Source organism: Planktophila turicensis (SeqCode) (genome assembly GCF_965234405.1).
Lineage (GTDB): Bacteria > Actinomycetota > Actinomycetes > Nanopelagicales > Nanopelagicaceae > Planktophila > Planktophila turicensis.
The window spans coordinates 602,287-615,246 of sequence record NZ_OZ248346.1 but is presented as its reverse complement, the minus strand read 5'-3'; the positions used below and the strand labels follow the sequence as shown (position 1 = coordinate 615,246).

At 49.4% G+C, this 12,960-nt stretch carries 7 protein-coding genes; 1 reads left to right on the top strand and 6 read right to left on the bottom strand.

Going from position 1 to position 12,960, the window contains the following annotated elements:
• Positions 1-4: 4 nt before the first annotated feature.
• From uvrC to rpsA, 5 genes are all read right to left on the bottom strand, one after another.
• A complete protein-coding gene (gene uvrC / locus AC8GFK_RS03130) occupies positions 5-1,939 on the bottom strand; it encodes an excinuclease ABC subunit UvrC (protein ID WP_506625713.1) in 1,935 nt (644 codons plus the stop codon).
• Positions 1,940-1,941: 2 nt separating this feature from the next.
• Positions 1,942-4,803 carry an excinuclease ABC subunit UvrA gene (gene uvrA, locus AC8GFK_RS03125; protein ID WP_506625712.1) on the bottom strand — a complete coding sequence of 954 codons (2,862 nt, stop codon included), beginning with the start codon at positions 4,801-4,803 and terminating at the stop codon, positions 1,942-1,944.
• Positions 4,800-6,875, bottom strand: a complete 2,076-nt coding sequence (gene uvrB, locus AC8GFK_RS03120; RefSeq protein WP_506625711.1) for an excinuclease ABC subunit UvrB — start codon at positions 6,873-6,875, stop codon at positions 4,800-4,802. The genes uvrA and uvrB overlap by 4 nt, the downstream gene beginning before the upstream one ends.
• A gap of 4 nt (positions 6,876-6,879) precedes the next feature.
• Positions 6,880-7,476, bottom strand: a complete 597-nt coding sequence (coaE, locus tag AC8GFK_RS03115; protein WP_506625710.1) for a dephospho-CoA kinase — start codon at positions 7,474-7,476, stop codon at positions 6,880-6,882.
• 133 nt (positions 7,477-7,609) lie between these two features.
• Positions 7,610-8,944 carry a 30S ribosomal protein S1 gene (rpsA, locus tag AC8GFK_RS03110; RefSeq protein ID WP_095673464.1) on the bottom strand — a complete coding sequence of 445 codons (1,335 nt, stop codon included), beginning with the start codon at positions 8,942-8,944 and terminating at the stop codon, positions 7,610-7,612.
• A 145-nt stretch (positions 8,945-9,089) separates the two neighbouring features.
• On the opposite strand from rpsA, the gene AC8GFK_RS03105 reads away from it, so the two are divergent.
• On the top strand, positions 9,090-10,316 hold the full coding sequence (locus tag AC8GFK_RS03105) for an MFS transporter (RefSeq protein WP_506625709.1): 1,227 nt from the start codon (positions 9,090-9,092) through the stop codon (positions 10,314-10,316).
• On the opposite strand, the gene polA is transcribed toward AC8GFK_RS03105, so the two are convergent.
• Positions 10,313-12,952, bottom strand: coding sequence for a DNA polymerase I (gene polA / locus AC8GFK_RS03100; RefSeq protein ID WP_506625708.1), 2,640 nt, complete (start codon positions 12,950-12,952; stop codon positions 10,313-10,315). The two genes, AC8GFK_RS03105 and polA, sit on opposite strands and share 4 nt — an antisense overlap.
• Between the last annotated feature and the right edge of the window lie 8 nt (positions 12,953-12,960).

Below are 12,960 nucleotides of genomic sequence, written 5' to 3'. Positions count from 1 at the left end.
TGCCTTAGGTGTCAAGTATCTCGCCTGTTGCCATATCAACGCCTGCTAATTCAACGCCCGACTGGGACAAGCTCTGCAGGTGGGTAAAGATGATGGATGCAATCGTTGCGCCAATGCCTGGAGTAGATGCAAGCTCTTCGGCGGTCGCCTTGCGCATTGCAGTTACTGAACCGAACCTATCGAGGAGCGCTGCGCGCCTTGTTTCTCCAAGTTGTGGAATCTCATCCAGCAGAGATTCGAGCATAACCTTTGAGCGACGCGATCTATGGAAGGTGATGGCGAATCTATGCGCCTCATCGCGGATGCGCTGAAGTAAATACATTCCTTCAGAAGTGCGCGGAAGAATCAGTGGGTCCTTATCCCCCGGCATCCAGACTTCCTCAAGACGCTTTGCTAATCCGCATAGAGCGACATCCGTTATTCCAAGTTCATCGAGCGCTCGTTGCGCAGCTGCAACTTGTGGCGCTCCACCGTCAACAACGATGAGTTGTGGCGGGTATGCAAATTTGCTGAGTTTGCCACCCGTCTCAGCGACCTCGCTTTGATTTACGTTGCGATCAGCCAGCAGGCGTTTCATGCGGCGCGTAATCACCTGATGCATCGCACGAGTGTCATCTTGGGCAGTATCGGTATCGATGATGAATCTGCGATATTCGCTCTTCTTAGCTAGGCCGTCTTCAAAGACCACCATAGATGCAACAACAGACGTACCGGAAATATTTGAGATGTCATAGCACTCAATGCGAAGCGGGGTTCGGGAAAGTTGGAGCTCTTCTTCAAGTTCAATAAGGGCTTTGCCAGATACCGCTGCATCTGTTGCTCGCTTGCTCAAGTATTGGACGAGTGCGTAATGAGCATTGCGCTCGACAGTTTGCAGAAGTTCAACCTTTTCCCCGCGTTGCGGAACCTTGATTGATACTCGCGCGCCACGCAGAGAGGTCAACCATTCCTCTAGCGCTATGCGATCAGCAGGTTCGGCGTTGAGATAAATTTCAGATGGAATATCGGCAGGTGCGCTCTGGCTATAGATAGAGAAGAAGAGCGAGCCAACTTGATCGTCACCTTCAAGGGCACGTTCTTGATCAACAATCCATGATCGCGATCCCTTTATCGAACCGCGACGAACGATGAAGATTGAGCCAGCGGCATGCAGACCTTCTTCGTGGAGCGAGATGAAATCTCCGTCAAGATCATCAGAGAGGTTTCCTTGGGTAGATCGTTGCGCCTTTTCGAATGATTCGATCTGATCGCGTAGACGAGCTGCGCGTTCAAACTCTTCCTTTTCAGAGGCTGCCGCCATTTCGGCGCGCAGGGTTGGAAGAAGGTTCTCCATACCTTTCTCCATAAAGGCATCGAGCTTTACGGCAATCTCTTTATGTTCTTCTGGGGTCACCCAACCAACGCATGGAGCTGCACACTTTCCGATATCCCCCAAGAGACATTGGCGCTTGGTGCGTTGAGCTCGCTGAAAGTTTCCGGCGCTGCAGGAACGAACTGGGAATACCTTTAGAAGTACTTCATACGTATTTCGTAGCGCCCACGCATTTGTATATGGACCGAAGTATTTAAGGCCAGGTCGCTTCTCTTTGCGAGTGATGAAGATGCGAGGAAATTCATCGGCCATGGAAATGGCTAAATATGGATATGACTTATCGTCTTTAAATTGCACGTTATAGGTCGGGTGATACTGCTTGATCCAAGAGAACTCGAGAGCGAGTGCTTCAAGTTCGGTGCCGACAATTGTCCAGTCAACGCGTACTGCCTCGTGGACCATGCGGTACGTCTTCTGTGCCAGATTAGATCCGAAGTAGGTGGTGAGTCGATTCTTTAAGTTCTTTGCCTTACCGACATAGATAACTTTGTCGCTGCCGTTATAAAAACGATAGACGCCAGGCTCTTCAGGAATCTCCTTGGGGCGATAACTGGATGGCTCAGCCATTGCTACTTCTTCTTGTTGATTTTTCGATTGGTCGCAAGAATTTCAGCGAGATATTGACCTGTGTAACTTGCCTTTACCTTCGCAACTTCTTCAGGTGTTCCTTCGGCAACAACTGTTCCGCCACGGAAACCACCTTCAGGTCCCATATCGATGACCCAGTCGGATGATTTGATGACATCAAGGTTATGTTCAATCACGATGACTGTATTTCCTGATTCAACAAGGCGCTTGAGAACTCCTAAGAGTTTATTGACATCTTCGAAGTGAAGTCCGGTAGTTGGTTCATCGAGTACATAAATAGTGCGACCGGTAGAACGTCGCTGAAGTTCGGTCGCAAGCTTGACGCGTTGCGCTTCTCCACCTGAAAGCGTTGGTGCAGATTGCCCTAGGCGGACATAGCCAAGTCCTACGTCGCAGAGCGTCTTGAGGTATCTCGCAATAGTAGGAACGGATTCGAAAAATTCATGTGCAATCTCGATTGGCATATCGAGAACCTGAGCAATTGTCTTACCCTTGTAATGAACTTCAAGTGTCTCGCGGTTGTAGCGCGCACCATGGCAGACCTCGCATGGAACATAGACATCCGGCAGGAAGTTCATCTCGATGGTGATGGTTCCATCGCCTGAGCAATTTTCGCAGCGGCCGCCCTTAACGTTAAATGAGAAGCGACCTTGTTGATATCCACGGACCTTGGCTTCAGTCGTTTCAGCGAAAAGCGCGCGTACTTTGTCGAAAACGCCTGTGTAGGTAGCTGGGTTAGAACGTGGCGTACGACCGATTGGAGATTGATCAACGTGAACAACTTTATCGAGTTGATCGATTCCGGTAACAGTGCGGTGGCGACCAGGCACAAGACGAGCACCATTGAGTTTGTTGGCAAGAGTTGTGTAGAGGATGTCATTTACCAGTGTCGATTTTCCAGAACCAGAAACTCCGGTGACAGATACAAAGAGTCCGAGTGGAATCGATACTTCGATATCTTTCAGGTTATTCTCTTTTGCACCCTTGATGACAAGCTGACGCTTTGGATCAACAGGCCGGCGAGAATCAGGAATCTCGATAGATCTGCGGCCTGACAAGTAGGCGCCAGTAATTGATTCTTCGGATGCAATAAGTTCTTCGTAGGAGCCTGAGACGACAACTTTGCCGCCATGTTCGCCCGCACCTGGGCCGATATCGACTACCCAGTCGGCGGTGCGAATCGTTTCTTCATCGTGCTCAACAACGATGAGAGTATTTCCAAGATCGCGAAGACGAGTAAGAGTGTCAATCAAGCGGCGGTTGTCGCGTTGGTGAAGTCCGATTGAAGGTTCATCCAGAACATAGAGGACACCGACAAGACCTGAACCGATCTGGGTGGCTAAGCGAATACGTTGCGCCTCACCACCAGAGAGCGTTGCCGCTGGGCGATCAAGCGAAAGGTAATCAAGTCCGACATCAAGCAAGAAGCCAAGGCGTGCATGTACTTCCTTCATGACGCGTTCAGCAATCTGTGCCTCGCGCTTATTGAGAGTTACTTGCTTAAGAAACGTTGCACAATCATCGATGGAGAGCGCACATACTTCAGCGATGCTCTTTCCGCCAAGCGTTACTGCAAGAACCTCAGGCTTAAGACGAGCTCCCTTACATGCAGGACATGGAGTCTCACGCATATAGGCCTCGTACTTATCACGGCTGTAGTCGCTATCGGTTTCGCTATGGCGACGATGAATAAATGGGACTACGCCCTCGAAACCCGTTGAATAGTTACGAACGCGACCGTAACGGTTCTTAAATTTAACGTGCACTTCATACTCAAAACCATTGATGATTGCATCTTTCGCTTTTGCGGAAAGTTTCTTCCAAGGGTTATCGAGAGAGAAGCGAAGTTCCTCAGCGAGGGCTTCGAGGAGACGAAGGAAGTATTCAGATGACTGTCCCCCAGCCCACGGAGCAATTGCGCCTTCATTAATTGAGATTGAGTCATCGGGAATGATGAGATCTTCATCTACTTCTAACTTGGTGCCGATACCCGAACATTCGGCGCAGGCGCCAAAGGGTGAGTTAAATGAGAATGAACGTGGTTCGAGCTCTTCAAAGGAGAGATTGCAATCATGGCAAGCAAGGTGCTCGCTGTACGTATGTTCTTTCTCAGGACCCTTGGCATCAACGAAGTCCAGAAGAACTAAACCGTTGCCGAGTTTGAGGGCGGTCTCAATGGAATCAGTAAGGCGAGACTTGCTCTCAGCTTTCGCAGTAAGTCGATCGATAACGACTTCGATGGTGTGCTTCTCTTGCTTCTTCAGTTTGGGAGGTTCGGTGAGCTGAATGGTTTCGCCATCCACGCGAGCACGGGAATAGCCCTGCGTTACGAGATCTGCAAAGAGATCGACGAACTCACCTTTACGTTCGCGAATGACAGGAGCCAAAACCTGAAACTTTGTGGCTGCTGGCATTGCAAGAATTTGATCAACGATCTGCTGTGGGCTCTGCCGAGAAACGGCCTTGCTGCACTTAGGACAGTGCGGACGACCTGCGCGCGCAAAGAGCAGGCGGAAATAGTCATAGACCTCGGTGATGGTTCCCACTGTCGAACGCGGGTTGCGGTTCGTGGACTTCTGGTCGATTGAGACAGCTGGTGAAAGACCTTCGATGAAATCTACATCGGGCTTATCCATCTGCCCCAAGAATTGGCGCGCATAAGCTGAGAGTGATTCAACATAGCGGCGCTGACCTTCAGCAAAGATGGTGTCGAAAGCGAGGCTTGATTTACCTGAACCTGAAAGTCCAGTAAAGACAATCAGCGCATCGCGTGGAAGTTCGATGGAGACATCTTTGAGGTTATGTTCGCGGGCTCCGCGGACAACCAACTTATCGATGCTCATGTGCCAGCCTCATCCATTCCGCGAAGTTCGCGCTTTAAATCTTTCAGTTCATCACGCAAGCGCGCTGCGAGTTCAAATTGAAGTTCATCAGCGGCGCCACGCATCTGCTCGGTGAGGGAGCCTATCAACGCAATGAGTTCTTGGCGCGGCATGGAGTCGGTTGGCTTCGAAGAGAACGGAAGAGCGGAGCTGGATTTCTTTCCCTTGAGCGCGGCCATGATGTCATCTGTGTCATCGCTCTCTTGTGCGATGAGATCGGTGATATCTGAAATCTTTTTACGTAGCGGTTGAGGATCGACACCTCGTTCAAGGTTATAGGCGACCTGCTTTGCGCGGCGGCGGTTGGTCTCATCAATCGCCTTAGTCATGGATGCGGTCATATTGTCGGCATACATATGAACTTCACCCGAAACATTTCGAGCAGCTCGACCGATGGTCTGAATGAGAGATGTGGCAGAACGCAAGAAGCCTTCTTTATCTGCATCGAGAATCGCAACAAGAGAAACTTCAGGAAGATCGAGTCCTTCACGGAGCAAGTTGATACCGATAAGAACGTCGTATTCACCACTGCGAAGTTCACGCAGAAGTTCGACGCGGCGAAGGGTGTCTACTTCTGAGTGTAGATAGCGAACTCGCACACCCTTCTCTTGAAGGTAATCGGTGAGATCTTCTGACATCTTTTTGGTAAGCGTTGTGACAAGAACGCGTTCATTGCGCTCGGCGCGAATATTGATCTCATGCAAGAGGTCATCGATTTGACCCTTAATTGGTTTGATAACGATTTGTGGATCGACCAGACCTGTAGGGCGAATTACTTGCTCGACAACATCTCCATCTACTTTCGCCATCTCGTACTTTCCAGGCGTAGCTGAGAGATAAATAGTTTGGCCAGTGCGCTCAAGAAATTCAGGCCACTTCAGTGGTCGGTTATCGAGCGCGCTTGGTAAGCGGAAACCATGTTCAACAAGTGTGCGCTTACGTGCTGAATCGCCTTCAAACATCGCACCGATCTGTGGAACGGTGACGTGGCTTTCATCGATGACGACAAGGAAATCTTCTGGGAAGTAATCGAGCAGGCAGTTAGGTGCTGACCCCGGTTCACGACCATCGAGATGCCGTGAGTAATTCTCGATCCCTGAACAGAATCCCAGTTGCTGCATCATTTCGAGGTCGAAGGTCGTGCGCATACGAAGGCGCTGTTCTTCTAGCAACTTCCCTTGCTTTTTGAAGAGATTGAGTTGAATCTGAAGTTCATCTTCAATATCGCTCATTGCACGCTTCATGGTTTCAGGACCTGCTGCGTAGTGGGTAGCTGGGAAGATGTAAATCTCTTCTTCATCACGCACAATTTCACCGGTGAGCGGATTGAGTGTCATGATTTTCTCGATTTCATCGCCAAACATCTCGATACGAACGGCGAGCTCTTCATACATCGGAATGATTTCGACGGTATCTCCACGGACACGGAATGTTCCGCGCTCGAAAGCCATATCGTTTCGTTTGTACTGAACATCAACAAATTTACGTAAGAGAGCATTTCGTTCGATTTCATCGCCAACTTTGAGGCGGATCATGCGATCGATGTACTCCTGCGGGGTTCCAAGACCATAAATACACGAGACGGTTGCGACAACGATGACATCGCGACGCGTGAGAAGTGAGTTGGTGGCAGAGTGACGAAGACGCTCGACCTCATCGTTGACGCTGGAGTCCTTCTCGATAAAGGTATCGGTCTGTGGAACGTAGGCTTCGGGTTGGTAATAGTCGTAATACGAGACGAAGTATTCGACAGCGTTGTTAGGAAGAAGTTCGCGGAACTCGGTTGCAAGCTGAGCAGCAAGAGTCTTGTTAGGAGCCAGCACCAACGTGGGGCGCTGCAGACGTTCAATCAACCATGCAGTTGTTGCAGACTTTCCAGTACCTGTTGCTCCTAAGAGAACAACATCTTGTTCGCCGGCATTGATGCGGCGCGTGATCTCTTCAATTGCAGCGGGCTGATCTCCGGCCGGAACGTAATCGCTGATGACTTGAAAGGGTGCGACTTTTCGCTGTAAATCGGTTACTGGGCGCACGTGGTTAGCCTAGCGATTGCGGAACGAGAACGCTCTCCCAGAGATTTTCGACCTGTCTGAGCAAGGAATCCTCGTCGCCATCGTTACGAATTACCGAATCGGCAACCGCAGTGCGAGCTTCCTCGGATGCCTGTGAAGCCATTCGCTTTTCAATCTGAGAGATGTAAAGGCCCTTCTTCAGAAGCCGTGCCTTACGGAGTTCAATCTTGGACTCAACTGTGATGACATAGTCGAATTTTTCAGCCGCACCGGTCTCAACAAGGAGCGGAATTTCATAAATCAAAATGTCATCGTGGTCTAAATCGGCAACGGCCTCAGCAAAGAGCGCTTGTACCCGCGGATGGATAATCGCCTCAAGATCTTTACGTGCTTGCTCATCGCTAAAGACAATCTCAGCTAACTTCTTACGATCAATATCGCCATTGATGATTACTTCTTCACCGAAGCGGAGCATGACATCTGCAAATCCGTCAGTTCCGCGTTCAATTGCCATACGTGCAAGTTGATCGGCATCAATAACCAGCGCACCTAAACGAGCGAAGAGTTCGGCGACAGTTGATTTACCTGCACCGATTCCACCAGTAAGCCCCACCACCAACATGTACTTACCCTACCTTCGGCAGCCGAAGAAGTAATTCATTTAGCGCAGAGGGAAAAATAAAGAGGGACTCATGCGGGGTAAGCGAGGTTAAGGAGCAGCTCGCGACCCGTATGAGTCCCTCTTCGTTAATTACTTATTCAGCTACAACAGCTGCTTCTTCAGCTGCCTTTGCTTCTGCCTTCTGCTTCTTATGTGCCATGAAGCGCTCTTGAGCAACAGCGTACTGACGCTCCCACTCTTCGCGCTGTGCATCGAAGCCTGGCTTCCATTCCTGTGTATCAGGATCGAAACCTTCTGGATAGATGAAGTTTCCTTCAGCATCGTAGCGAGCAGCCATTCCGTACTGTGTTGGATCGAATGCTTCGATCTCAACTTCAGTTCCTTCATTAGCTTGCTTCAATGAGAGTGAGATGCGGCGACGCTCAAGATCGATATCGATGATCTTGACGAAGAGTTCGTCATCTACTGCAACAACCTGCTCTGGAATCTCAACGTGGCGTTCTGCCAACTCTGAGATGTGAACGAGGCCTTCAATTCCTTCGTGAACACGGATGAATGCACCGAATGGAACAAGCTTTGTTACGACGCCTGGCACAACAGTGTTAATTGTGTGTGTGCGTGCAAATGCTTGCCATGGATCTTCTTGTGTCGCCTTGAGTGAGAGAGAAACACGCTCGCGTTCGAAATCGACTTCGAGAACTTCGACTGTTACTTCATCGCCAACTTCAACAACTTCACCTGGGTGATCGATGTGCTTCCATGAAAGCTCTGAAACGTGAACGAGACCATCTACGCCACCAAGGTCAACGAATGCACCGAAGTTAACGATTGATGAGACAACGCCTGTACGAACCTGACCCTTTTGGAGCTGGTTAAGGAATTCAGTGCGTGACTGTGACTGTGTCTGCTCAAGGAATGCACGACGTGAAAGCACAACGTTGTTGCGATTCTTGTCGAGCTCGATGATGCGAGCCTCAACCTGCTTACCGATGTAAGGAGTGAGGTCACGAACGCGACGCATTTCGACGAGGGAAGCTGGCAAGAAGCCGCGCAATCCGATGTCGACGATGAGTCCGCCCTTAACAACTTCAATAACTGTGCCGACGACAACTTCGTCGCGTTCCTTCTTGCCTTCGATCTCTCCCCACGCACGCTCGTACTGAGCACGCTTCTTAGAAAGGATGAGGCGGCCTTCTTTATCTTCCTTCTGAAGAACAAGAGCTTCGACTTTATCTCCAACTTTTACGATGTCATTTGGATCTGCATCGTGGCGGATAGAGAGTTCGCGTGATGGAATTACGCCTTCGGTCTTGTAACCGACGTCTAGGAGTACTTCTTCGCGATCAATTTGAACGACTGTGCCAATGACGAGGTCTCCGTCACTGAAATTTCTGATTGTGCCTTCGATTGCGGCTAGAAAATCTTCTGCTGATCCAATGTCATTTACTGCAATTTGTGTAGTCAAGATGCTCCGTAGGGATAGAAAGTAGTAGGGATAGGACTATGAAATTTTCCCGATAATGAATTATCAGGAGCGTAAGAGTACGGGCGGGGGTGATTTACAGGCAAATCCTCGCTTAGAAAGATGGCCTACCCAATAGAATTGCAGGCAAATGAAGCGCTATATCGAGTTATTCGGGATTCCTAATGTTTGGACCCTGCTCATCGCTTGTTTTCCTGCTCGAGTTGCTTATGGAATGGTCGGATTGTCGATCTTCTTTAAAGCTGAACAATCAACAGACTCCGTTGCCTTCGCAGGAATTGCCATTGGATTAAATGCTGCAGCCGGATCTTTTACCGCAGGAATTCGCGGATCGATTATGGATAAGTACGGTCAAACGTGGCCACTTCGCATCATGGTTCCTACTTATGCTGGCATGGCATTTGCTCTCAACGCAGTGGAGTCAAAATCATGGATGTTGATCCTCGCATTTGTCATGGGGCTAAGCGCTCCCCCAATTAATTTATCTGTTCGCCCATTGTGGAAAATAGTTGTTCCTGAAGATTTCCTTCGCACTGCATATGCAATGGATACAGCAATCATGAGCGCTGCTGGTGTTGTTGGTCCTGTTGTTGCGACGTCATTGGCGCTCTCATCCAATCCATCACTTCCGTTAAATATTGTTGGTGGTTTGATGTTGCTCGGCGGAGGCGCACTCGCTCTTACAAAAGTTTCACGCAGTTGGGTTCCTGAGAAGAAGTCTGCGGATTACCAACCGCTATGGCGCCATAAGCCGCTTCAACTCTTAATGATTGAAGGGTGCTTCCTTGGCTTCGGTTGGGGCGTCTTCGATGTTGCAGTACCAGCCTTTACAACTATTGAGAAGGTCCCGCATCTGACCGCGTGGATCTTTACATCAATGGGAGTTGCAAACATTTTGGGTGGTCTTCTTGCGGGCCTCGTTTCTAAGCGAACATCTTCGCTGCGCGCGATGCGACGCACATATGGCATTTGGTTCTTTGCATCGATTCCAATGGCTCTGTCATATCCAGGTTGGTCAATGATTATCGCTGCCGCGCTACTAGGTCTTCTTGGTGGAGCGATCATGGTCTTCTATTGGGAAGTGATGGAAGCAATCAGACCTAAGGGTTCACCAACTGCCATGATGGGTTGGCTCTGGACTGTCGAAGGTACTTTGATGTCTATCGGATCCGCTGCGGGCGGAGTTATCTCAGAACATCTCTCGCCGACAATTGCGCTCTGCATCACCACAGCATGTATCGGAATCGGTTACATCATCCTTGCAATCGGTAAATCACGACTTGTGGCAGCAGATCGAATTCCAACCGATGAGGAAGATCTTGAAGCAATGAAAGATAACTCTCCGACTACAAGTTAGTGAGCTGCCTCGTTCCAGCTCTTTCCAATTCCCACTGAAACATCAAGTGGTGCGCGAAGCGGATAAGCCTTACCCATCTGAAGGCGTACCAGCTCTGAGACTTCATCAATTTCCTTGTTCACTACCTCAAGAATCAATTCATCGTGCACCTGAAGCAAGAGTCGGGATGTGAATTTACCAGCGACAAGTGCGCTCTGAACATTGAGCATCGCTTGCTTAATGATGTCGGCAGCTGATCCTTGAATCGGAGCATTGAGCGCCATGCGCTCTGCGACTTCGCGACGTTGGCGGTTATCGTGCATTAAATCTGGCAGGTAGCGGCGGCGCCCCATAACAGTCTCGGTGTATCCAACTTTGCGCGCATCATCGACCACGGTCTTTAGATAATCACGGATACCGCCAAAGCGTTCGAAATAGCGATCCATCAGATCTTGAGCTGCAGGTGGCGTTAAATCAAGCTGCACAGCTAAACCATAAGAACTCAACCCATACGCAAGGCCATAGGACATCGCCTTAATCTGACGTCGCATTTCGGGATCGACATCAGTTGGCTTTACGCCAAAAACTTCAGCAGCAACGGTTGCGTGTAGATCTTCACCAGATTCGAAAGCTTTCAGAAGATGTGCATCATTAGATAAATGAGCCATGATGCGCATTTCGATTTGGCTGTAATCAGCGGTCAGAAGTGCGTCATAACCGCTACCTGCGATAAAACATCCGCGGATTTTGCGACCTTCTTCTGTGCGCACGGGAATGTTCTGCAGGTTAGGACCTACCGATGAGAGTCGGCCGGTAGCTGCAACAGTTTGCGCAAAGTGCGTATGAATTCGCTTATCTTTCTGGATTTCTACAAGCAGACCTTCGATGGTTGTTGCCAGCTTCTTTGTCTCTCGGATGCGAAGAAGAGAAGCGAGCAATGGGTGCGATGTCTTTTCAAAGAGCCAGTTAAGAGCATCGGCATCTGTTGTGTAGCCGGTCTTAATCTTCTTAGTCTTTGGTAGGCCTAGCTCTTCAAAGAGAACTACCTGTAGTTGCTTAGGTGAACCCACATTAAATTCATGGCCAGCTGCCTCGTGTGCCGCCTTGGTTTCGCGAGCAACTTCGCCGTCAAAGAACGTGGCAAGGGTTTCAAGACCCTTCTTATCTACGGCAATTCCGCGGTTCTCCATCAGCGCCAACAAGTCAGCGATGGGAAGTTCAAGTTCTTGATAGAGCTTTGTTAAGCCGCGGTCAGAGAGTTCTTTGGTGAGCGAATCACGGAGTCCGAAGAGTGCGCATGCGGTCGTGAGAAGCACTTGCTCAGGAGAAGATTCATCAATCTGACTTCCATCGCCCCACCTTTCGAGTAAATCCTTTACCTCTTGTGTGCGAACACCAGGATTCACTAGATACGCGGCGAGGGCTGTATCGAAAGTAATTCCCGTGAGGCCGTTTTCGCGAGCAATTGCTTTTGCATCATGAGCGATCTTCTCGGTAGATGAAGTAGTCGCCCACTCCCCCATTTCAGATGAGTGAATAAGAAAAGCTGTCTTCTTATCGAGGGCAACTGCATAACGATGAAGGTGATCATCGACAAGTTCGTATGCAATGGAGATCGCACCTGTATGCGCTGAAATCTTCTTGCTCACTTCATCTGCAGTTATGACGGCAGAATCAATATCTGAACCAAAGAGTGAAAATTCAGGTTCGGCACTCTTTGCTGATTTCTTTGCAGGAGCTGCTTCGGCACCGGATGAAATAACTTTAAGGCGATCTTTGAGAGTGCGGAATTCAAGTTGCTCGAAGAGCCCGGTGAGGTCAGATTCAGTAACACCGCTCCAAGCCAAGGCATCAATCGTGAAATCAATGGGTGCGTCATGGATTAGTTGAGTCAGTTCACGGTTTCGCTTCACATTATCAATATTTGCTCGCAGCGACTCTCCTACCTTGCCGCCCACCTTTTCGGCCTGCGCAAGAAGTTCGGTGAGTGAGCCATATTCGACAACCCACTTCGCTGCAGTCTTTTCACCGACACCAGGAATCGATGGCAAGTTATCACTGGGATCTCCGCGCAAGGCTGCAAAATCAGGATACTGATCAGGTGACATCCCGTATTTCTCTTGCACTGCATCAGGAGTCATGCGCGCCATTTCAGAGACTCCGCGCTTTGGGTAGAGAACTGTCGTCTGCGGAGTTACAAGTTGGAAACTGTCTCGGTCTCCTGTACAGATGAGAACCTCAGCGCCCTCTTTCTCTGCGCGCTTAGTAATAGTTGCGATGATGTCGTCGGCTTCGAAGCCTTCGATTTCAAATTGGTTGATGCCAAAACCCTTTACGAGTTCATGCAAGTAAGACATCTGAGAGCGAAACTCATCAGGGGTCTTTGCTCGGTTAGCTTTGTACTCTGGGAAAATCTCTGTTCTAAATGTCTTTCGCGAAACATCGAAAGCGACAGCTACGTGCGTTGGCTTTTCATCCTTGAGTAGTGAGATCAACATTGTGGCAAAGCCATAAATTGCGTTGGTGTGCTGACCTTGCGCCGTTGTGAAGTTTTCGGCAGGAAGTGCGAAGAAGGCTCGATATGCCATTGAATGGCCATCGATAAGTAGCAATCTTTTTTGCGTCGAATTGCTCTTCGTAGCCATGGCGCTCATCATAGATATAA

Excerpts from the sequence above, each read along its gene's own strand:
- uvrC (WP_506625713.1), bottom strand. The coding sequence starts at position 1,939 with ATGGCTGAGCCATCCAGTTATCGCCCCAAGGAGATTCCTGAAGAGCCT.
- uvrA (WP_506625712.1), bottom strand. The coding sequence starts at position 4,803 with ATGAGCATCGATAAGTTGGTTGTCCGCGGAGCCCGCGAACATAACCTC.
- coaE (WP_506625710.1), bottom strand. The coding sequence starts at position 7,476 with ATGTTGGTGGTGGGGCTTACTGGTGGAATCGGTGCAGGTAAATCAACT.
- AC8GFK_RS03105 (WP_506625709.1), top strand. The coding sequence starts at position 9,090 with ATGAAGCGCTATATCGAGTTATTCGGGATTCCTAATGTTTGGACCCTG.
- polA (WP_506625708.1), bottom strand. The coding sequence starts at position 12,952 with ATGATGAGCGCCATGGCTACGAAGAGCAATTCGACGCAAAAAAGATTG.